General features: G+C 69.7%; 17 protein-coding genes and 1 tRNA gene. 9 read left to right on the top strand and 9 right to left on the bottom strand.

Annotated elements, in window-relative coordinates; translation table 11 throughout:
- Positions 1-21: 21 nt before the first annotated feature.
- The 5 genes from VFV21_RS03710 to trxB all read right to left on the bottom strand — a co-directional run bounded on the left by VFV21_RS03710 (position 22) and on the right by trxB (position 4,204).
- Positions 22-837, bottom strand: coding sequence for a hypothetical protein (locus VFV21_RS03710; RefSeq protein ID WP_329668135.1), 816 nt, complete (start codon positions 835-837; stop codon positions 22-24).
- Between the two features lie 129 nt (positions 838-966).
- The gene (gene infA / locus VFV21_RS03705; protein ID WP_034211033.1) at positions 967-1,185 is read right to left on the bottom strand and encodes a translation initiation factor IF-1; all 219 of its coding nucleotides are present in this window, start codon (positions 1,183-1,185) and stop codon (positions 967-969) included.
- A gap of 80 nt (positions 1,186-1,265) precedes the next feature.
- Entirely contained in the window at positions 1,266-2,012 is a 747-nt protein-coding gene (gene aat, locus VFV21_RS03700) for a leucyl/phenylalanyl-tRNA--protein transferase (protein ID WP_329668134.1), read from the bottom strand.
- On the bottom strand, positions 1,981-3,132 hold the full coding sequence (locus tag VFV21_RS03695; protein WP_329668133.1) for a GNAT family N-acetyltransferase: 1,152 nt from the start codon (positions 3,130-3,132) through the stop codon (positions 1,981-1,983). The genes aat and VFV21_RS03695 overlap by 32 nt, the downstream gene beginning before the upstream one ends.
- A gap of 118 nt (positions 3,133-3,250) precedes the next feature.
- On the bottom strand, positions 3,251-4,204 hold the full coding sequence (trxB, locus tag VFV21_RS03690) for a thioredoxin-disulfide reductase (RefSeq protein WP_329668132.1): 954 nt from the start codon (positions 4,202-4,204) through the stop codon (positions 3,251-3,253).
- Positions 4,205-4,424: 220 nt separating this feature from the next.
- Between trxB and VFV21_RS03685 the strand changes: the two genes are divergently transcribed.
- From VFV21_RS03685 to VFV21_RS03670, 4 genes are all read left to right on the top strand, one after another.
- Positions 4,425-6,743, top strand: a complete 2,319-nt coding sequence (locus VFV21_RS03685) for a DNA translocase FtsK (RefSeq protein ID WP_414638470.1) — start codon at positions 4,425-4,427, stop codon at positions 6,741-6,743.
- Between the two features lie 68 nt (positions 6,744-6,811).
- Positions 6,812-7,459 (top strand): outer membrane lipoprotein chaperone LolA, encoded by a 648-nt coding sequence (gene lolA / locus VFV21_RS03680; RefSeq protein ID WP_329668131.1) that lies wholly within the window; start codon positions 6,812-6,814, stop codon positions 7,457-7,459.
- A gap of 44 nt (positions 7,460-7,503) precedes the next feature.
- The gene (locus VFV21_RS03675; RefSeq protein WP_329668130.1) at positions 7,504-8,850 is read left to right on the top strand and encodes a replication-associated recombination protein A; all 1,347 of its coding nucleotides are present in this window, start codon (positions 7,504-7,506) and stop codon (positions 8,848-8,850) included.
- Entirely contained in the window at positions 8,843-9,565 is a 723-nt protein-coding gene (locus tag VFV21_RS03670; RefSeq protein ID WP_329668129.1) for a phytanoyl-CoA dioxygenase family protein, read from the top strand. Before VFV21_RS03675 ends, VFV21_RS03670 begins: the two co-directional genes overlap by 8 nt.
- Here VFV21_RS03670 and VFV21_RS03665 read toward each other — a convergent pair.
- On the bottom strand, positions 9,529-11,289 hold the full coding sequence (locus VFV21_RS03665; protein WP_329668128.1) for a M14 family metallopeptidase: 1,761 nt from the start codon (positions 11,287-11,289) through the stop codon (positions 9,529-9,531). The two genes, VFV21_RS03670 and VFV21_RS03665, sit on opposite strands and share 37 nt — an antisense overlap.
- Before the next feature lie 52 nt (positions 11,290-11,341).
- Here VFV21_RS03665 and crcB point away from each other — a divergent pair, with 52 nt between their 5' ends.
- The gene (crcB, locus tag VFV21_RS03660) at positions 11,342-11,731 is read left to right on the top strand and encodes a fluoride efflux transporter CrcB (protein ID WP_329668127.1); all 390 of its coding nucleotides are present in this window, start codon (positions 11,342-11,344) and stop codon (positions 11,729-11,731) included.
- A gap of 99 nt (positions 11,732-11,830) precedes the next feature.
- On the opposite strand, the gene VFV21_RS03655 is transcribed toward crcB, so the two are convergent.
- The gene (locus VFV21_RS03655) at positions 11,831-12,901 is read right to left on the bottom strand and encodes a hypothetical protein (RefSeq protein WP_329668126.1); all 1,071 of its coding nucleotides are present in this window, start codon (positions 12,899-12,901) and stop codon (positions 11,831-11,833) included.
- A 194-nt stretch (positions 12,902-13,095) separates the two neighbouring features.
- On the opposite strand from VFV21_RS03655, the gene serS reads away from it, so the two are divergent.
- From serS to VFV21_RS03640, 3 genes are all read left to right on the top strand, one after another.
- The gene (gene serS / locus VFV21_RS03650; protein ID WP_329668125.1) at positions 13,096-14,379 is read left to right on the top strand and encodes a serine--tRNA ligase; all 1,284 of its coding nucleotides are present in this window, start codon (positions 13,096-13,098) and stop codon (positions 14,377-14,379) included.
- Positions 14,376-15,344, top strand: a complete 969-nt coding sequence (locus VFV21_RS03645) for a LysR substrate-binding domain-containing protein (protein WP_329668124.1) — start codon at positions 14,376-14,378, stop codon at positions 15,342-15,344. The genes serS and VFV21_RS03645 overlap by 4 nt, the downstream gene beginning before the upstream one ends.
- A gap of 8 nt (positions 15,345-15,352) precedes the next feature.
- Positions 15,353-15,442: transfer RNA gene (locus tag VFV21_RS03640), tRNA-Ser, on the top strand.
- A 19-nt stretch (positions 15,443-15,461) separates the two neighbouring features.
- Here the strand turns inward: VFV21_RS03640 and VFV21_RS03635 are convergent.
- A complete protein-coding gene (locus VFV21_RS03635) occupies positions 15,462-15,995 on the bottom strand; it encodes a hemerythrin domain-containing protein (protein WP_329668123.1) in 534 nt (177 codons plus the stop codon).
- 230 nt (positions 15,996-16,225) lie between these two features.
- Positions 16,226-17,164, bottom strand: coding sequence for a CPBP family intramembrane glutamic endopeptidase (locus VFV21_RS03630; protein WP_329668122.1), 939 nt, complete (start codon positions 17,162-17,164; stop codon positions 16,226-16,228).
- 226 nt (positions 17,165-17,390) lie between these two features.
- Here VFV21_RS03630 and VFV21_RS03625 point away from each other — a divergent pair, with 226 nt between their 5' ends.
- A complete protein-coding gene (locus VFV21_RS03625; RefSeq protein WP_034211057.1) occupies positions 17,391-18,035 on the top strand; it encodes a response regulator in 645 nt (214 codons plus the stop codon).
- Positions 18,036-18,043 lie beyond the last annotated feature (8 nt).

Here is an 18,043-nt window from a genome sequence, read left to right as displayed (position 1 = left end):
CGTCCGGCGGGCATCGTCGTTTCAGGGGTTGGTCATCGGCGCGGTCGGGGCACTCCGCGGCGGGCGTAGGCCGGTAGCCAGCAGCAACGCAAGCATCAGGGCAAAGCCGCCGACGAAGGTCCAGCCCTGGCTGAGCGAGCCCAGGAAGCGGGTCAGCGGGTCCACGAGGTCGAAGCGGGCCAGCGCGCGGCCGAGCAGGTCGTTGAAGGGGAAGAACAGCGCCGCCAGCAGGTAGGGCCAGCCGTTGCGGTAGTCCCGCGCGAGGAAGGCCAGGCCGACGGCGAGGCAGATGCCCTGGCCTGTCATGCCGGCCAGCGCAAAACGGTGGAAGGTTTCCGGCCCCTCGATCCGGAAGCCCGGCACGAAGCCCAGCAGCGTGAAAAACAGCGCGATGCCCATGAACGAGATGGCCGTCGCCATCAGCAGTGCGCCGTGCAGCGGGCGCCGCTTCCTGAGCAGGAAGGCCAGGAACACCAGCAGGCCGAGCTCCACGGGCCCCATCATGTTTTGGACCACCAGCGGGTCGCCGCGCCCCGAGACGATGCCCTTGGTTGCCGAATGCACCGCCAGCATGGCCGTGCTTGCGACCAGCAGCGGAGCGACTACCAGCACGGCAGCGCCCAGTCGGCGGTGCCCGGCGAAGTCCTGTCGCGAAACCAGGCGCAACTGGACAAACAGCAGGGCCAGCCATGCGAACACCACGACCAGATGCATTTGCTGGTGTGCGTCGGGCTCGGCGCCTGGTCCAAGGAAAATGGGCCAGAACCCGGCGATCGCGAGCAGGAAAACGGCAGCCAGGAAAAGCTGCTCCGGGAGGTGGCGGCGGGTTGGCTTCATCGTTCCAGTCCTCGGCTGCGGCGCGGCGGGCCACTGCGAGGGGGAACGGGCCCGGGGCGCCATCACGGCCAGCGGCGGGCAAAAAAATACGGCGGCCGATGGCCGCCGTGGGGGTGTCGCGCCGACCGCTTACTTCATGCGGTAGGTGATGCGGCCCTTGGTCAGGTCGTAGGGAGTCATCTCGACCTTGACCTTGTCGCCGGTGAGGATGCGGATGTAGTTCTTGCGCATGCGGCCGGAGATGTGGGCGGTGATGACGTGGCCGTTCTCGAGCTTGACCCGGAACATGGTGTTCGGGAGGGTCTCGAGCACCGTGCCTTCGAATTCGATGGAATCGTCTTTGGACATTCTTGGTTTCGCTGGACGGGGAAGCCGGCCTTGGAAGCCGCGCATTCTGCCATGCCCTTGCCGGGCTTGCAAAAATTTGGTTAATCGCGGGCCGCGTCGGCCAGGGCCGAGGCCGGGAAAACCGCGTTCCCCGGGGCCCAGAGGCCCGCGGGGCGCGGTTCGGCCGCCAGCCGGGACACCTCGGCCAGGAAGGCAGGGCGGGGCAGGCGCCGCCCGCCCAGCGAGGCCAGGTGCGGGTTCTCCACCTGGGCATCGAGCAACGGGCAGCCGGCCCGTGCCAGGAGCCTGCAGAGCCCGGCCAGTGCGACCTTCGAGCCGCCCGATACGGCGCTGAACATGCTTTCCCCGAAGAACATCCGGCCGATGCCAACGCCATAGATGCCACCCACCAGCCGGCGCCCGTCGAAGACCTCGACCGAATGCGCGTGGCCCAGGCGGTGCAGTTCGCCGTAGGCGTCCATCATGTCCTGCGTGATCCAGGTGCCGTCCTGCCCGGGCCGCGGCGTCAGCGCGCAGGCCAGCACCACCCGGTCGAAGACGGTGTCTGCGCGGAGCTCCCAAGTGCTGCCGCGGAGCGTTCGCCGGAAGCGCGAGGCCAGCCGGAAGCTCCCGGTGTCGAACACCATCCGCGGGTCCGGGCACCACCACAGGATCGGTTCGCCCTCGGAGAACCACGGGAAAATGCCGTGCCTGTAGGCGTTGAGCAGCCGCGCCGGCGACAGGTCGCCGCCCATGGCCAGCAACCCGTTCGGCACCCGGTGCGCGCTGTCGGCGGGCGGGAACGGGGCGTCGGGATCAGCAGGCAGCAGCGGCAGGCGGATCGGCATCGCGATAGGGGCTGTGCGCCAGGACGGACTGCCGATAGCTTGCCGTGCCGGCGCGCTCCTGTGCGCACCATTCGCCGATCGCCCGCGAGAATTCCGGGTCGGCCAGCCAGTGGCGGCTGTGCGTCGCCACCGGCAGGAAGCCCCGCGCGACCTTGTGCTCGCCCTGGGCGCCCGGCTCGAACACCTGCAGACCCTCGCGCAGGCAGTAGTCGATGCCCTGGTAGTAGCAGGTCTCGAAATGCAGGCCCGGGGCCGGCACCGGCTCGCTGCTGCCCCAGTAGCGGCCGTACAGCGTGTCGCCGCCGCGCAGGCAGAGCGCACCGGCCACCGCCTCGCCCCCGCGCTCGGCCAGGAACAGCACCAGCTGGCGCGGCATGGCCTTGGCCAGGTGGCGGAAGAAGTCGAGCGTCAGTGCCGGGTGGTTGCCGTAGTCACCAAAGGTGCGGCAGTAGAAGAAGTGCATCGCCGCCAGGTCGTCGTCGCTGGCCTCGTCGCCGTGCACGGTGCGGAAGCCGTAGCCGGCGCGCCGCACCTTGTCGCGCTCCTGCCGCAGGTTCTTGCGCTTCTTGGGCTGCAGCGCGGCCAGGAAGGCCTCGAAATCCGGCCAGCCGCGGTTTTGCCAGTGGAACTGCACGTCCTCGCGCGCCAGCCAGTCGACGTCGAAGGCAGCGGCCTCGTCGGCGCGGTGGAAATTGACGTGGATCGACGACAGTCCGTCCCGCCGCGCACGCGCCGCCATCGCATCCAGGAGCGCGCGCCGGTCGGTATCGTCATGGGCCAGCAGGCGCGGGCCGGTGACGGGCGAGTAGGGCACGCCCACTAGCCACTTCGGGAAGTACTCGCGGCCGAAGCGGGCGTAAGCATTGGCCCAGGCGTGGTCGAACACGAACTCGCCGTGCGAGTTGGTCTTGAGGTAACCGGGCGCGGCCGCCGCCAGCTCGCCGTCGCGCCAGAGCGAGGCATGCCGCGGCGTCCAGCCCCAGCGCGGCCGCAGGCAGCCCTCGCGCTCCATCCCGGAGAGAAAAGCGTGCTCGACGAAGGGATTGCGGCGGTCGTGCAGGGCATCCCACGCGGCGGCGGGGATCTCGTCGAGCGTGGCGTGCAGTCGCAACTCAGGCATGCCGCCAGCTTACTCGACGCCCGTGATTTCAATGTGGGAGGGACTTCAGTCCCGATGCTTTTGGCCAAAAAAGCATCGGGACTGAAGTCCCTCCCACAGGAGTCCGCTGCGTGTTGGCTCAGCCTTCCTTGTCGAGGAACTTCTCGGCGTCGAGGGCGGCCATGCAGCCGAAGCCGGCCGAGGTGATGGCCTGGCGGTAGACCTGGTCGGCCACGTCGCCGGCGGCGAACACGCCGGGCACCGAGGTGGCGGTAGCGTTGCCCTCCAGGCCCGACTTGATGGTCAGGTAGCCGTTGCGCATCTCGAGTTGGCCCTCGAACAGCGAGGTGTTCGGCGTGTGGCCGATGGCCACGAAGAAGCCCTGCACCGCGATCTCGCGGGTGGATTCGTCCTTGGTGGAGCGGATGCGCATGCCGGTGACGCCGGAGTCGTCGCCCAGCACCTCGTCCACCGAGTGGTCCCAGATGATCTCGACCTTGCCGGCCTGGGCCTTGGCGAACAGCTTGTCCTGCAGGATCTTCTCCGAGCGCAGCTTGTCGCGGCGGTGCACCAGGTAGACCTTGCGGGCGATGTTGGACAGGTACAGCGCCTCTTCGACCGCGGTGTTGCCGCCGCCGATCACCGCCACGTCCTGGTCGCGGAAGAAGAAGCCGTCGCAGGTGGCGCAGGCCGACACGCCCTTGCCCATGAACTTCTGCTCGGACGGCAGGCCCAGGTACTTGGCGCTGGCGCCGGTGGCGATGATCAGGCCGTCGGCGGTGTACTCACCGCTGTCGCCGACCAGGCGGAAGGGCCGGCGGCCCAGCTCGACGGTGTGGATGTGGTCGAAGATGATCTCGGTCTCGAAGCGTTCGGCGTGCGCCTGCATGCGCGCCATCAGGTCCGGGCCCATCAGGCCGTGGGCATCGCCGGGCCAGTTGTCCACCTCGGTGGTGGTCATCAGCTGGCCGCCCTGCTGCAGGCCCGTGACCAGCACCGGCTTGAGGTTGGCGCGGGCGGCGTAGACCGCGGCGGAGTAGCCGGCGGGGCCGGAACCGAGGATGAGCAGGCGGCAGTGCTTGGGGGCGGTCATGTATGATTCTTCGTCCGTTGAAGGGGCTGCGCGGCGGCGGCGCGGATCGATGTCCGGGGCGTTTCGCGGAGTGGGTAAGCTTGGCGGCGGGGGCAGGGCAAATCAAGGCAAGGCCCCGGGCCTGTGCGTTGCGGCAGGGGGCCGTGAAGGCACGGGCCAGGTCGCGTGAATTACTGTATAAACAGCCGTCTATAAAGATTTCCTGAGGTCTTTTCTCTCAGTGGCGCGATCCCCAGACCGTAGCACCACCGCCGGCCTCGACCGTCGCCAGAAACTCTGGCGCGAACTCGCGCTGGTCGCCATTTCCCCGCTGCTGCTGTACCTGCTGGCCAGCCTGCTCAGCTACCACACCGACGATCCGGGCTGGTCGCGCACCGGCAGCGTCACCGGTCCGCTGCACAATTTCGGCGGCCTCGTCGGCGCTTACCTGGCCGACCTGGCCTTCTGGTTCTTCGGCTACGTGGCGTACACCATCCCGCTGGTGCTGGGCGGCATCGCCTGGATCGCGCTGTTCGGGCTCGATTCCGACGGCGATGGCCGCGTGGATTTCGGGCCGGCCCTGCGGCTGATCGGCATCGTGGGTTTCCTGGTCAGCGCCTGCGGCCTGGCCCACACGCTGGGCGGCTCGGCGCCGAGCCTGCCGGCGGAGTCGGGCGGCCTGCTGGGCCAGATCGTGGGCTCGTCCATGCGCGGCGTGTTCGGCGGCCTGGGCGGCAATCTGTTCCTGCTGGCGGTGGTGCTGATGTCGGTCACGCTGGCTACCGGCCTGAGCTGGTTCGCGCTGATGGACTGGATCGGCGGCAAGGTGCTGCAGCTGTTCGGGCGGTTGGGCGAGGGCACCCGCCAGGCGGCCGAATGGCAGCGCGCCCGGGCCATGCGCGAGGAGCGCGAGGTGGTGCGCAAGGTCGAGACGGTCAAGCGCGCCAAGCGCGAGCCGGTCTACATCGAGCCGCCGCCGAAACCCGTGATCGAGAAATCCGAGCGTGCCCAGCGCGAGCAGCAGATCCCGCTGTTCAATGCCGGCGGTGGCGAAGGCCTGCCGCCGCTGTCGCTGCTGGATGATCCGAAGGAGCAGCCCAAGGGCTATTCCGAGGAAACGCTGGAAACCCTGTCGCGCCAGATCGAGTTCAAGCTCAAGGATTTCCGCGTGGAAGTGCAGGTGGTCGGCGCCTACCCGGGCCCGGTCATCACCCGCTTCGAGATGGAGCCGGCGCCGGGCGTCAAGGGCAGCCAGATCAGCTCGCTCGACAAGGACATCGCCCGCGGCCTGAGCGTGAAGTCGGTGCGCGTGGTGGACGTGATCCCGGGCAAGTCGGTGGTGGGCCTGGAGATCCCGAACTCGCACCGCGAGACCATCTACCTCAGCGAGATCCTGCGCTCGAAGGAATACGACAAGGTCGCCTCGCCGCTGGCGATGGCGCTGGGCAAGGACATCGCCGGCCGGCCGATCGTGGTCGACCTGGCGCGCATGCCGCACCTGCTGGTCGCCGGCACCACCGGCTCGGGCAAGTCGGTGGGCGTGAACGCGATGGTGCTGAGCCTGCTGTACAAGAGCACCGCCAAGGAAGTGCGGATGCTGATGATCGACCCGAAGATGCTCGAGCTCTCGGTCTACCAGAACATCCCGCACCTGCTCGCGCCCGTGGTCACCGACATGAAGGAGGCCGCGAACGGCCTTCGCTGGTGCGTGGCCGAGATGGAGCGCCGCTACAAGCTGATGAGCGCCGTGGGCGTGCGCAACCTCGCCGGTTTCAACCGCAAGGTCAAGGACGCCAAGGATGCCGGCCAACCGCTGATGGACCCGCTGTTCCGCCCGAACCCGGACCTGGGCGAGGCGCCGCGGGTGCTGGAGGAGCTGCCCTTCATCGTCGTGTTCATCGACGAATTCGCCGACATGATGATGATCGTCGGCAAAAAGGTGGAGGAGCTGATCGCCCGCCTGGCGCAGAAGGCCCGCGCCGCCGGCATCCACCTGATCCTGGCGACGCAGCGGCCGTCGGTGGACGTGATCACGGGCCTGATCAAGGCGAATATCCCGACCCGCATCGCCTTCCAGGTCTCGAGCAAGATCGATTCGCGCACGATCCTTGACCAATCCGGTGCGGAAACGCTGCTCGGCAATGGCGACATGCTGTACCTGCCCCCCGGCACCGCCATGCCCGAGCGCGTGCACGGCGCCTTCGTCAGCGACGACGAGGTGCACCGCGTGGTGGCCCACCTGCGCGCCAACGGCGGCGGCCCCGACTACATCGAGGGCGTGCTGGAGGAAGTGCAGACGATGGGCGACGGCGTCGTGGTCGGCCCGGGCGGCCTGCCCGAGGCCAGCAGCTCGGGAGACGAGTCCGATCCGCTGTACGACGAGGCGGTCAAGGTGGTCACCGAGACCCGCCGCGCGTCCATCTCCGGCGTGCAGCGCCGCCTGAAGATCGGCTACAACCGCGCCGCCCGCCTGATCGAGGCCATGGAGGCCGCGGGCATCGTCTCCGGCCCCGAGCACAACGGCGACCGCACCGTCATCGCGCCGCCGCCGCCCCGCTGAACCGCGTTCCTCGCCGTTCAGCTGGCACAGGCCAGACTTTCCACCAAACCACACCGGTGATGCCGACCATGCGCAAGCTCCTTGTCCTGTTCCTGGCCCTCGCCGCGGGCGTCGCCCACGCCGGCGCGCGCGAGCAGTTGGACGTCTTCAGCAACGGCGTGCAGGGCCTGGCGGCCAGCTTCGAGCAGCGGGTGTACGACGCCGACGGCACGCTGAAGGAAACTTCGTCCGGCACCGTGCAGCTGCAGGCGCCGCGCCAGTTCCGCTGGGAGTACGTGAAGCCGTATCCGCAGCTGATCGTGGCCGACGGCGACCACATCTGGATCTACGACCCGGACATGGAGCAGGTCACCGTCCGCCAGCAAAGCCTGGAAGAGCAGAACAGCCCGCTGGCCATGCTGATCGACATCGGCCAGATGGAGCGCCAGTTCAGGGTCACCGAGGGCGGGCAGGGCCAGGGCCTGGCCTGGCTGGAGCTGGTGCCGCGGAAGGCCGACGAGGCGCCCTTCGACCGCGCCCGCCTGGGCTTTGGCCCGGCCGGCCTGGCGCGGATGGAGATGTTCGATGGCCTGGGCCAGCGCACGGTGATGGGCTTCTCGGCCTGGAAGCGCAATCCGGCCTTCGCCGCCGGCACCTTTACCTTCGTCAAGCCCGAGGGCGTCGACCAGATCGGCGAAGTGGCCGAGTCCGCCCAGGTCATCCCCCTGCGCGATTGATCGTCGGGGCCAGGTTCCGAACCTGACCCCGCTAGAATGGCGGCATGCGCAAGGGCAAGCCCGCCAGTGATCCGCTGTTCCAGCCTGCCGAGGGCCTGAAGCCGCTGGCCGAGCGCATGCGCCCGGCTTCGCTGGACGACATGGTGGGCCAGCGCCGGCTGCTGGCGCCGGGCTCGGCGCTGCGGCGCGCGGTGGAGTCGGGCCGCGTGCACTCGATGATTCTCTGGGGCCCACCGGGGTGCGGCAAGACCACGCTGGCGCTGCTGCTGGCGCGCTACGCCGAGGCCGAGTTCGTGGCCATCTCGGCCGTGCTTTCGGGGCTGCCGCAGGTGCGCGAGGTGCTGGCGGCCGCCGAGCAGCGTTTCAACGAAGGACGCAGGACCGTCCTGTTCGTGGACGAGGTGCACCGCTTCAACAAGACCCAGCAGGACGCCTTCCTGCCGCACATCGAGCGCGGCAGCATCCTGTTCGTCGGCGCCACCACCGAGAACCCGAGCTTCGAGCTCAACTCCGCGCTGCTCTCGCGCTGCCGCGTGCACGTGCTCGAGGCGGTCTCGCCCGACGACATCGCCGAGGCCTTGCGCCGCGCGCTGGCCGACGAGGCCCGCGGCCTGGGCGGGCAGGGCATCACCGTGGACGACGAGCGCCTGCGCGAGATCGCCGGCGCCGCCGACGGCGACGTGCGCCGCGCGCTCACCCTGCTCGAGATCGCCGCCGAACTGGCCGCCGACGAGGGCGGCCGCGTCACCGAGGCCACCCTGGTGCAGGTGCTGGCCGACCGCACCCGGCGCTTCGACAAGCAGGGCGAGCAGTTCTACGACCAGATTTCAGCCCTGCACAAATCCGTGCGCAGTTCGAACCCGGACGGCGCGCTGTACTGGTTCGCGCGCATGCTCGACGGTGGCTGCGACCCCGCCTACCTCGCGCGCCGGATCACGCGCATGGCCGTGGAAGACGTCGGCCTGGCCGACCCGCGCGCGCTGCAGATGGCGATCGAGGCCTGGGATGCGTACGAGCGCCTGGGTAGCCCGGAAGGCGACCTGGCGTTGGCGCAGGTGGTGATCTACCTGGCCAGCTGCGCGAAATCGAATGCCGCCTACGTCGCGTTCAAGGCCGCCCAGGCCGACGTGCGCGAGGGTGGCACGCAGGAGGTGCCGATCCACCTGCGCAACGCACCGACCAAGCTCATGAAGCAGCTAGGCTACGGCAGCGGCTACCAGTACGACCACGACGCGCCCGACGGCATCGCGCTCGACCAGACCGCATTCCCCGAGGCGATGGGCGAGCGCGTGTACTACGAACCCGTCGACCGCGGCCTCGAAATCAAGCTCAAGGACAAGCTCGACCGGCTGCGCGCGGCCCGGTCCGCGGCCAGGAAGGCGCATGATTGAGCCCGACGCGATGCTGGTGCCTGCCTTCGAGGACGGGGACCGGGTCGCCCGTGAAGGCTTCGTTCTGCTCCGGAGCGCCATTCCTGCAGAAGCGATCCCGGGCCTGCGGGCCACCTTCGATGCCGGCGTGCTGCCGAACCACGACTGGCCGGTGCCCCGCGGTGTGGACTGGCGCCATTCGTTGCTGGATGTCGAGCCTGGCGTGCAGGCGGCGTGCCGCCTGCCCGCCGTGATTTCCGCCGTGGGCGCGATGATCGGCGAGCGCTTTTTCCTCGCGCAGGTCGAAGGCCGCGAGCCGCTGCCCGGCGGCGGCCACCAGGGCCTGCACCGCGACCTCTCGGCGCAGCGGCCAGGAGATACGGCGCTCGCCATCGTGTTCCTGGACGACTACGGCCCGGCCAACGGGGCCACCCGCGTCGTGCCGGGCAGCCACAGGCTGTCATACTTCGATTTCAGCGACACGTCCAGGGCGATCCAACTGTCCGGCCGCGCCGGCGACATCCTGGTCTTCAGTGCCGACCTCGTGCACGCCGGCAGTCTCAACATCACCGGCGCGAGGCGCCGCAGCCTGCTGGCAAGCTATTTCGCCGCGCCGGTCCATCAATCGCACCTGGCCACGGCGCACCTGCGGAATATCCGCATGCCGGCCGTATGGTTCGACCCGCCCGCCGAGGCCGGTCAGCGCGGCGCGGTGTCCACGCGCAGCACCGGGTAAAGCCCGTAGCGCTCGTCCCAGGACGGGTGCCGGCGGTAGAAGAACTCGAGGCGCGCCGCCGGGCTCGCGGCGAACGCGGCATCCTCCGCAAGCCGCCGCTCGAACTCGGCCCGCAGCGCCGGGTCCCTCGCCAGCATCCCGCGCGCCACGTCTTCGGCCACGTAGGCCTCCATGTATTCCTTGCGCTCGAACTGGTTGTTGAAGTGGCCCCAGGCCAGCAGCGAGTCCGGCGCCTGCGGCTCCAGCATCGCCATCAGCAGGCGCGATTTGGGCTGGCGGATCGGCACGAACAGGGCGCCCGCGCCGACCGTGCGGCGTTCGGGCGCCCATGCACCGGTGACCGCCAGCGTCTGCCGGCCCTCGACCGACCCGGCGGAGAACTGCTGGGTCTTTGCCCGGAAGGCCTGTGCGTCCAGCTCGAGCGGTGCCGGCAATTCGCGGAAGGCGATGCCGTGCGTCCGCAGCTTCGCGGCCACCGCGCCGGCGTGCTCGGGCGGAACCACGTAACCGGCGCCGGGCATCGCCACCGTAAGCACGGGCTGGACGTCGTCGCGCATCGGAACCGTCCACACCTGCGGCGTCGACTCGTCGTAGCGGGTCATCAGCGCGCCGGAGACATCCGAGGGCTCGCGCGTGTACGCATAGCCGCGGAATTCAATCATGCGCACCCGGTCGGTCGCCGCGAAGGTCAGTGGCACCGGGGCGGCGTCAGGCTGGCTGGCGGCCACGTCGGCCTCGCGCACGGCGCGCTGCCAGGCCTGGCCGTGCTCGGCGATGTGCTCGAGCACCGAGATCACCGTGTTCCGGGTGCTGCGCACGCGCTGGGGGTAGGGGCGCCAGGAGTGGGTTTCCACCAGCATGGCCAGCCGGTTGCGCAGCCAGAAATAACCGGTGGAGAAGCGCGGCGGCGCCACCGAATCGCTGAAGCCCGACATCGGATCGTCGTCGGTGACGAACGACGGGTAAAAGGCCAGCGGCAACGAGCCCTGTGCCGCCAGGTCGGCGATCACGCCGTCGCGCCACTGTCGGCCGATCGCGCGCAGCGGGGCCGGGCCGGCGTGCACCGGTTCGACCTGGATCGCGATGTCGTGCTCGAACTGGGCGCCGTTGGTGGCGTGCAGGTCGACCACGGCCAGCGGGTCCCATTCGTTCACCAGCGCCAGCATCGCCTGCATCTCGGGCGAATCGGCCTTGAGGTAGTCGCGGTTGAGGTTGTGGTTCAGCGCGGTGGTGCGCCAGCCCATTTCCACCGGGCCGCGCTGGTTCGGGCGGTTCCAGGCGCCGAAGCGCTCGTGCCCGTCCACGTTGAACACCGGCACGAACACCAGCACCAGCCTCTCCAGCGCGCCCGTCGCCGCTTCCCGCTCCAGCACTTCGCGCAGGGCGAGGAAGCCGGCGTCCTTGCCGTCGATCTCGCCGGCGTGGATGCCGCCCTGCACCAGCACCACCGGCAGCCCGCGCTGGCGTGCCGCGGCGGGGTCCAGCGCCCCGGCGGTGGAGGCCACCAGCGCCTTCATCGGCCGGCCCTGCGGCGTGGTGCCGAAGTCGAGGCAGCGCACCGCCTTCGGATAGCGCGCGGCGAAGGCGTCGCACAGTTCGATCACTTCCTGGTAGCGGCCCGTGCGCGTGAAGCCGGATTGCTCCGAAACGGTGGCCAGGGGCGCCGCGGCGAAGGCGGGCAGGGCGACGGCGAACAGCAGCGGCAGCAGGCAACGCATGGGCATCTCACGGCGGCATCTAAAGCCGAAGCCTACAAGTTTCGGTTAGGCTTCCGCCATGAACTGGACCCTGCTCTGGCTGGTGATGGCGGGCGGCGCGCTCGGCGCCGGCGCTCGCCACCTCATCGGCGGCTGGCTGCTGCGCCAGGCCGGCGAGGGCCTGCCCTGGGGCACGCTGGCGGTGAACCTGCTCGGCAGCTTCGCCGCTGGTTTCCTGCTGGCGTGGCTGGAGGAGCGGGGGCCCGGCGCGATGGCGCTGCGCGCCTTCCTTCTTGTCGGCGTGTTGGGCGGGCTGACCACGTACTCGGCCCTGATGCTCGAATGCCTGGTCTACGCCCGCAGCGGGCGACCCGGCGTGCTGGTGGCCTACCTTGGCCTGACCTTGGTCGCCGGCCTGGCGCTGGTGGCGGCGGGCGCGCGCCTGGCTGAAGGCATCCGGCCCGCGTGATGCCGGCGTTCGTGGCGGCGCCAGATGTGGCGTCGCGGCGGCACCAATGAAAAGGGCCGGGCATCGTCGATGCCCGGCCCTTGGTTCACGCGTTTCGGATCAGCGGCCCGGCACGCGGCAGCAGGTGCGCGAGGCCCGGAGGTCCTGCGGCGACGAATCGTTGTTGCGCGCGGAGCAGGTGCCGGCGTTGGAGAACACGATCGGCATCAGCCAGCTCGAGGTCTCGCAGTTGGTCGCGGTCTGCGTGTAGCCCGCTGCGCAGGCCGGGGCGTTCGAATTCGCGGTGCCGCCCGGTCCGATATCCGCGACGATGGTCTTCGCGGTTTCCACGCACTGCAGCGCGGTGGCCACCGGTGGCGCAAAATAGCCGACGATGTCGGCCACGTAGTGCGCCTGGGCGAACGTGTAGAGGGTGAAATCGAAGGACGAGATCGGATTCGGCGTCTGCACGATCAAGGCGTTGTTGACGATCGTGCCGGCCGCGTAGTTGATGCTGGCGGCCAAGGGCTGGGGACTGCCGAACGGGTAGGCGGTGGCGTAGCCGGCGGCGCCCGGGTTGACGGCCGTCAGGTTGATCGCGACCGCCGTGGCGGCCAGCGGATTCACGCCGCAGTTGGTCGCGCTGCCGCCCTGGCTGGTGAAGCTGGAGACGCCGAACGCGACGAAATTGCGGGTGGAGTTGGCCGCGATCGCGCCAGCCGCCGTGCTGCGGGTGTCGAGGATGCGGCACGGCGCGACCGGGGTGTACACCAGGTCGTTGCCGAGGGCGCCAAGGGTGAGCGTCCCGGCGTCCCGGCCCGCGGCGAGCTTTTCGATGACCTGTTCGTCCGAGAGCAGCTGTCCGCCGCCACCCAGTTCGGCCATCGCGCCTTCGAAGGTGTCGCGCTCAAGCGCCGCCCGGAAGTTGCCGGAATCGGCCACGATCAGGTTCGGCACCATGCGCTCGGCCCAGGTGGCCAGCGGAACGCCATGGGCGCGCTCGACGTAGTAGCCCCACTTCAGGACCAGCTGGCGGGTCAGTTCGCCACGCTCGGCAGGGGTGAGCTCGCCGACCTCGGCCGTGGCCGCCTGCGGTTGGCTCGCACCGGGCTGGGCGGCGAGGGCGGGAGCGCCCAGGCCCAGCAGGATCGCGCTGGCGAGAGCGAGGGGAAGGACGACGCGGCTGTTCATGGGGTACTCCGGGGTGGATGGGTGGGCGGCGGGCCGGTTGGCTCGCAGTCAAGAGAACGTGAAGCATCGGGTGGAGTGGCCATTCGTCCCAGCGATCTGCCGCACCGCCGCGCGGGGCCGGCCCCACAAGTCGTTGCGCGCCTGGAAGCACCCGTTGGATAATCCGGCCACCTGTTTCAATTTTGGAATGACCCATGCTCGACCCGACCCTCCTGCGCGGCCAGCTCGCCGAGACCGCCGCCCGCCTGCAGGCCACCCGCGGGTTCGCGCTGGACGTTCCCGCGCTCGAGCGCCTCGAGGCCGAGCGCAAGCAGATCCAGACCCGCACCCAGGAGCTGCAGAACCTGCGCAATACCCGGTCCAAGGCGATCGGCCTGGCGAAGGGCAAGGGCGAGGACACCACGGCCCTGATGGCCGAAGTGGCCGGCATCGCCGACGAGCTCAAGGCCGGCGAGGTTCGCCTGGAGGTGATCCGCGCCGAGATCGACGCGATCGCGATGGCCGTGCCCAACCTGCCCGACGCCAGCGTGCCGGTGGGCAAGGACGAGCACGACAACGTCGAGGTGCGCCGCCACGGCGAGCCGCGCCCGTTCGATTTCCCGGTGAAAGACCACGTCGAGCTCGGCGCCCGCGACGGCTGGCTGGACGGCGACACGGCCGCCAAGCTCAGCGGCGCCCGCTTCACCGTCCTGCGCGGCGAGCTGGCGCGCCTGCATCGCGCGCTGGCGCAGTTCATGCTCGACCTGCACACCCGCCAGCACGGCTACCTCGAGGTGAACGTGCCGCTGATCGTCAACGCCGACAGCTTGCGCGGCACCGGCCAGCTTCCCAAGTTCGAGGAAGACCTGTTCGCCACCGAATTCGGCGACAGCAAGCGCTACCTCATCCCGACCAGCGAAGTGCCGCTCACCAACATCGTCCGCGACGAGATCGTGGACGACGCCCGCCTGCCGCTGCGCATGGCCGCCCACTCGCTGTGCTTCCGCGCCGAGGCCGGCAGCCACGGACGCGACACCCGCGGCATGATCCGCCAGCACCAGTTCGAGAAGGTGGAGCTGGTGTCGATCGCGCGCCCGCACGAGTCCGACGCCGAGCACGAGCGCATGACCCGCTGCGCCGAGGTCGTGCTCGAGCAGCTCGAACTGCCCTACCGCAAGGTGCTGCTGTGCACCGGCGACATGGGCTTTGGCGCCACCAAGACCTACGACCTGGAAGTGTGGCTGCCCAGCCAGGGCACCTACCGCGAGATCAGCAGTTGCTCGAACTGCGGCGATTTCCAGGCCCGGCGCATGCAGGCGCGCTGGCGCAACCCGGCCACGGGCAAGCCCGAGCCGGTGCACACGCTCAACGGCTCGGGCGTGGCCGTCGGCCGCTGCCTGATCGCCGTGATGGAAAACCACCAGCAGGCCGACGGCAGCATCGCCGTGCCGGCCGCGCTGCGTCCCTACCTTGGCGGCCTTGAAAGGATCGGTGCATGAACCACCCGGATCTGAACGACCTGCAGTTTTACGCCATGGTGGTCGAGCATGGCGGCTTCGCCGCGGCCGAGCGCGCGCTGGGCATCCCCAAGAGCCGCCTGAGTCGCCGCATCGCCCAGCTCGAGAACGAGCTCGGCGTGCGCCTGCTGCAGCGGAGCACGCGCAAGTTTGCCGTCACCGACGTCGGCCAAAGCGTCTACCGCCACGCCCAGACGATGCTCGCCGAGGCCCAGGCCGCGCGCGAGGCGGTCGACCGCGTCAGCGCCGCGCCGCGCGGCAGCATCAAGGTCAGCTGCCCGGTGTCGATCGCGCAGGAAGTGCTGGGCCCGATCCTGCCCGACTTCATGAAGAAGCACCCGCAGGTGCGGCTGCAGCTGCACGTGAGCAACCGCCGCGTGGACGTGATCCAGGAGGGCTTCGACGTCGCGATCCGCGTGCGCAGCCAGCTCACCGACGACGGCGAGATGGTGGCGCGCAGCTTCGGCCAGCTGCGCGAGCTGCTGGTGGCCAGCCCGAAGTACCTCGACCGCATCGGCCGCCCCGAGGTGCCCGCCGACCTGGCCGGCCACACCACGCTGAGCATGAGCGAGGACGACAGCCGCCAGCGCTGGACCCTGCACGGCCCCGAAGGCCAGGTGCAGAAGGTCGAGCTGCAGCCGCTGCTGATGGCCCACGATTTCCCGCTGCTGATGGCCGCCGCCCGCGACGGCCTCGGCGTCGTGCTGCTGCCCGAGCTCACCTGCGCCGAAGCCATCCGCCGCGGCGAGCTCGAGGTGGTGCTGCCGCAGTGGAGCCTGCCGCAGGGCATCTGCCACGCCATCTACCCCAGCCGCCGCGGCCTGCTGCCGGCGGTGCGCGTGTTCATCGACTTCCTCGCCGAGCGCCTTCCCGGCATCATCGAGGACATCCGCCTCAAGTGCGGCACCAAGGGCGGCGTGCCGTGCCCCCCGGGCGCGAACCCGTAAACGAATCCGGAGAGATGGCCGAGTGGTTTAAGGCAGCGGTCTTGAAAACCGCCGAAGGGTCAAACCTTCCGTGGGTTCGAATCCCACTCTCTCCGCCAATTCCGTGCCAATGCTCACTTAGCCCGACAGGGTCTGCGAGACCTTCTTTGCGGCGCCCTGGAGGTCGGTCTTGAGCTTCGTGCCTGCGATGGCGTTCGATGCCGCCGGCGACGCTTTCCACGTCTCGTAGTCTTCATCCAGCTGCGCCAGTTCATCGGCGGAGAACATTTCGCGCGCCATCTTGAACATCGTCGACTCTTCCTCCTTCGCGTGGTGGTCCACGAACTCGCCGAACACCTTCATGCGGCCCGCGAATTCGGGCGTCGTGACGGCGGCGCCCTTCACGTGGGGAATCACCGTCTGCTCGACGGACGCATGCTCCAGCAGCGCCTCGGCCAGCGTCTTGAGGCCGTCGCGGTCGGCGCGCTCCTTGAACGCGGGGTAGAACACCTGCTCCTCCCACTTCGCATGCGGCACCAGGCCGGCTTCGATCTTCGCGAGCAGGTCGGCGCGGCCCTTCTCGGCGCGGTCGGTGGTGGATTCCATCTCCTTGAACAGCTCACGAAGGGCGTTGTGCTCGGCTTTCAGTGTCTTCAGGATGTCGCGGGCCATGGCAAACCTCGGTTGAGCGGTGGGGGGTGCTGTAGACGTAGCAAGACCCGTGCCATGGTGATCAGGCGCGCCGGCGTGGATGGAATCAGCCGCTGCGGCCGCGCGCTGCCGCGCAGGGCGGCGCGAGGCCGCGCGTCGGAGTTTGCCTCAGCGCCGAGGCCATCCTGCAGGCTGCCCGATCCGCACGGCGCGCATCGTGCAAAGAACCCGATGCTGCGCGCGCGGGGAGTTCAGGGAAGGAACAAGGCCAGTGCCAGCAGTGAATTCGCGGCCAGGCAGGCCCAGAGCGAGCGCGTGCGCACGAAAAGCACGGCGATGGCGCTGCCCACGATGGCCGAGGGCAGGGTGGTCTGCCAGTCCAGCGTGTAGTGGATCGGCATGATCGCCAGGCCCGACAGGGCGACGGCCGGCCAGGTGCCGATGGCGCGCTCGGCCAGCGTCACCAGCCAGAGGCGAAGCGCCAGCTCCTGCATCAAGGGCTCGAGCAGCACGATCGATATCGCGATCGGCCAGCCGATGGCCGCGACCGTGTAGCCGCTGTCGATGCCGGAGTCCGGCGCGACCAGGCCGAGGAGCTTAAGCAAGGCCCATGCGGGCAAGGCCACGGCGAGACCGAGCGCGAGTTGTCGCGAGAGCGGCAGCGGACTGGCCTTCGGACCGGGCAGGGAGAGCTGGCGCGCGAACGCCCAGTAGCCCGCGATCACGAAGCCCGCGGGCAGCAGCAGCGACTGCATCGCCATGGCGGCGACGGTTTCGCCCAGGCTGCGTGCGCGCGGCACGTCGAGTTCGTTGAAGACGAACATGCGGCTGCGGCAGACCGTGGCGCCGGCTTCGGCGGCCAGCATTTCCAGCAGCTCGCGGGCCGGATGGTTCTGGTCGCCGTGCAGGGCGCCGATGGAGTACTCGCGGGCGTCGGGGCCGCAGGGTTTCGGCGGGCGCACGTCGTCCGTAGCCCGGCGCACGCGCCCGGCGGGTACGCGGCCGTGGCGCGCGTCCACCACCGCCGCCAGCGCATCGAGCTGGGCGGGCGTGCCTTCGACCCACACCAGCGCGCGGTCGGCGCCGGCGGTGTGCAGGTCGGCGAGCATGAAGCCGCGCATGGCGGCGGCGTGCAGCAGCGGCAGGCAGAGCGCGAGCATCAGCAGCGCGAAGCGGCGGTGCAGTGGCATGCGGATCCTCCCGTGCACGTCCCCGGTGCGCGGCAAGGATAGCGGGCGCGGGCTTCTTACCTGGTTAGTGATTCGGGGCGAAATGAGGGGCGCTTCTCCAAAGCGCGCGGGCCTTCGATATTTTCGGATCCGAGAGGCGAATTCCTACCGAAGTCCGTGGCGGATGGCGATGCCGCCGCCCGCGGCGGGCCGCGTAGGTTGGTTCAAAAGCTCTGGGGAGAGCGCGATGATCCGAGTATTCCTGCTGGACGACCACGCCCTGGTCCGCACCGGCTACCGGCTGATCCTGGAACGCGAGGCTGATTTTCAGGTGGTGGGCGAGGCCGGCAGCGGCGAGGAAGGCCTGCCGGCCATCCGCAAGCTCAAGCCGCACGTGGTGATCTGCGACTTGCATCTGCCGGGCATCAGCGGCCTCGACATCACCGAGCGCATCGTCCGCGGCGAGTACGGCTCGCGCGTGCTGATCGTCTCGGTGCAGGAGGACGGGCCGATGCCGCGGCGCCTGATCGAGGCCGGCGCCAGCGGCTACCTTGGCAAGGCCTGCGATGCCCACGAGTTGCTGCGCGCGATCCGCGAAGTGGCGCGCGGCCGGCGCTACCTCGCCAGCCAGGTGGCGCAGCGGATGGCGCTCTCGCGCCTGGGCGGCGACGACTCCCCCTTCGACCTGCTCTCGCCGCGCGAGCTCGAGGTGGCGCGGATGCTGTGCCAGGGCATGCGCATGGAGGAGATCGGCCGGCGCCTGAGCCTGAGCGGCAAGACCGTGGCCACGCACAAGTACCGGCTGTACGAGAAGCTGGGCATCAAGGACACCGTGGCGCTGGCGCGCATGGCAGGCCAGCACGGCATCTCGGATCCGGTGTACGCGATCTGATCCCGCAA

Origin of the sequence: Arenimonas sp., assembly GCF_036275555.1 — a bacterium.
GTDB lineage: Bacteria > Pseudomonadota > Gammaproteobacteria > Xanthomonadales > Xanthomonadaceae > Arenimonas.
Note: the sequence above shows the minus strand (reverse complement) of the source record. Positions and strands in the feature narration are given on the sequence as shown.

Coding starts and splice junctions, on each gene's coding strand:
- aat (WP_329668134.1), bottom strand. CDS start 2,012: ATGCCGATCCGCCTGCCGCTGCTGCCTGCTGATCCCGACGCCCCGTTC.
- lolA (WP_329668131.1), top strand. CDS start 6,812: ATGCGCAAGCTCCTTGTCCTGTTCCTGGCCCTCGCCGCGGGCGTCGCC.
- VFV21_RS03670 (WP_329668129.1), top strand. CDS start 8,843: ATGATTGAGCCCGACGCGATGCTGGTGCCTGCCTTCGAGGACGGGGAC.
- crcB (WP_329668127.1), top strand. CDS start 11,342: ATGAACTGGACCCTGCTCTGGCTGGTGATGGCGGGCGGCGCGCTCGGC.
- infA (WP_034211033.1), bottom strand. CDS start 1,185: ATGTCCAAAGACGATTCCATCGAATTCGAAGGCACGGTGCTCGAGACC.
- VFV21_RS03625 (WP_034211057.1), top strand. CDS start 17,391: ATGATCCGAGTATTCCTGCTGGACGACCACGCCCTGGTCCGCACCGGC.
- trxB (WP_329668132.1), bottom strand. CDS start 4,204: ATGACCGCCCCCAAGCACTGCCGCCTGCTCATCCTCGGTTCCGGCCCC.
- VFV21_RS03630 (WP_329668122.1), bottom strand. CDS start 17,164: ATGCCACTGCACCGCCGCTTCGCGCTGCTGATGCTCGCGCTCTGCCTG.
- serS (WP_329668125.1), top strand. CDS start 13,096: ATGCTCGACCCGACCCTCCTGCGCGGCCAGCTCGCCGAGACCGCCGCC.
- VFV21_RS03695 (WP_329668133.1), bottom strand. CDS start 3,132: ATGCCTGAGTTGCGACTGCACGCCACGCTCGACGAGATCCCCGCCGCC.
- VFV21_RS03645 (WP_329668124.1), top strand. CDS start 14,376: ATGAACCACCCGGATCTGAACGACCTGCAGTTTTACGCCATGGTGGTC.
- VFV21_RS03635 (WP_329668123.1), bottom strand. CDS start 15,995: ATGGCCCGCGACATCCTGAAGACACTGAAAGCCGAGCACAACGCCCTT.
- VFV21_RS03675 (WP_329668130.1), top strand. CDS start 7,504: ATGCGCAAGGGCAAGCCCGCCAGTGATCCGCTGTTCCAGCCTGCCGAG.
- VFV21_RS03665 (WP_329668128.1), bottom strand. CDS start 11,289: ATGCCCATGCGTTGCCTGCTGCCGCTGCTGTTCGCCGTCGCCCTGCCC.
- VFV21_RS03655 (WP_329668126.1), bottom strand. CDS start 12,901: ATGAACAGCCGCGTCGTCCTTCCCCTCGCTCTCGCCAGCGCGATCCTG.
- VFV21_RS03710 (WP_329668135.1), bottom strand. CDS start 837: ATGAAGCCAACCCGCCGCCACCTCCCGGAGCAGCTTTTCCTGGCTGCC.